This is a genomic window from Marinobacter sp. DS40M6 (assembly GCF_028581595.1).
Taxonomy (GTDB): Bacteria; Pseudomonadota; Gammaproteobacteria; order Pseudomonadales; family Oleiphilaceae; genus Marinobacter; species Marinobacter salarius.
The window spans coordinates 1-1696 of the sequence record NZ_JAFCAE010000014.1 but is presented as its reverse complement, the minus strand read 5'-3'; the positions used below and the strand labels follow the sequence as shown (position 1 = coordinate 1696).

The 1696-nt window shown below is 64.3% G+C and carries 1 protein-coding gene; it reads right to left on the bottom strand.

Translation table 11 applies throughout. The annotated features are described in order from the left end of the window. On the bottom strand, window positions 1-1696 hold a 1696-nt coding region (locus tag JJO78_RS20545; protein WP_273624657.1), incomplete at both ends, for an Ig-like domain-containing protein.

Below are 1696 nucleotides of genomic sequence, written 5' to 3'. Positions count from 1 at the left end.
ACAGGCGATTCGTTCCCTGCCACATCAGTGGCCATGGCGGTGAAGTTGTGGCCACCTTCCGCCAGGGCCGGTGTTTCAAAACTCCAGTTACCTCCGGTATCCGTTACCGTCGTACCGATCGCGTTACCGTCCTGGAACAGCGTCACCGTGCTGCCCGCTTCCGCAGTACCGTTCAAGATCGGCGTGGTCTCATCGGTGCTCGACCCACTCAGTAGACCACCCGTCACATCACCGGTATCGTCAGTGGCGGAATCAATCGTTGGAGCATCCGGGGCATCCACATCTAGCGTGAACGTGACCTCGTTAGTGGCCAGCGAGGCATTACCCGCCTCGTCGGTAATCTCCGCCACGGCATTCGACAGCCCTTCGGCAAACGGGCCCGTCAGGTCCAGGCCAACGTCGCCGGCGGCCAGGTCTGCGCCTGTTACGAGATGTTCGAACGTGTGCTCAACCCCGTTACCATCGGTCAGGGTTACCCTGACGGTGTCCCCTTCCTCGGTCCCCACCGTCAGGCTGACCACCGCCTGGATGCCATCGCTCAACTCATCGTTGCCGATGAAGCCGTTGTCCGCTTCGGGGATCAGCAGCGTGGGCGCATCCGTGCCGTCCGCACCACCGGGGCTGGTGTTGTCCACGGTCACCCCAATCAGGCTGCCCTCATCACTGGTGTTGCCCGACTCGTCGGTCTGGCGCGCCAGCACCTCCCCTTCGGCGTACTCGCCCGCCGGCAGCTCAAAGCCATTGCCGGCACCTTCGTTCCAGGTGGCCCCGCCATCGGTGGAGTACGACCAGGTAGCGCCAGGCTCCAGGCCACCGACCGTGACGGTACCGTCGATGGTCACACCATCGCCGTCGGTGCCGGTGTCGTTCGCCAACGCCAGCGTCGGCGCATTCGGCGCTACCGTGTCCACGGTGATCGTAACCGGGTCGCTGGTATTACCGGCTTCATCGGTGGCCGTCACGCTCACATCGGTACCATCGGCCAATGGCGCATCGGGCGTCACCGACCAGCGGCCATCCACATCGGCTTCGAGGGTGTAATCCGCCGTGCCGTCTCCATCCGTGTCAATGCTCACCGTGCTGCCCGGCTCCGCTGTACCGGTCAGGTCACCATCCCCCGCCGGGTCAACGGTGACCGACGGCGGTGTGGTATCAATCGTCAGCGTACCGCTGACGCTACCGGCGTTGCCCGACGCACCCGTGGCGGCTACCTCAACGGTGTAATCGCCCTCGGCCAGGGACGGCAACTGATCATCCGCCAGGGTCCAGGTGCCATCGCCATTGTTGGTGGCGTTGTAGTCGTTACCGTCCACCGTCACGGTGACGTCGGCGGCCGCATCGTCCACCGTTCCGCTCAACGCCGGGGTCGTGTCGTTCGTGGACAGCCTGTCGAAGGTCACCGCCGGCACGGAGGTATCCACGGTGAGGGTGCCGGTGTTCGACCCTTCGTTACCCGCCGGATCAACCGCGGTTACGGTGACGGTGTAATCCCCCGCACCCAACGCTGGCAATGTGTCGTCGGCCAGGGTCCAGGTACCATCACCGTTATTGGTGGCGCTGTAGTCATTACCATTCACGGTCACGGTGACGTCGGCACTGGCGTCATCCACCGTGCCGGTCAGTGCCGGTGTGGTGTCGTTGGTGGTTCGGGGGTTCACGCCCACGGTCGGAGCCGTCTGATCCAGCGTGGTGGTGC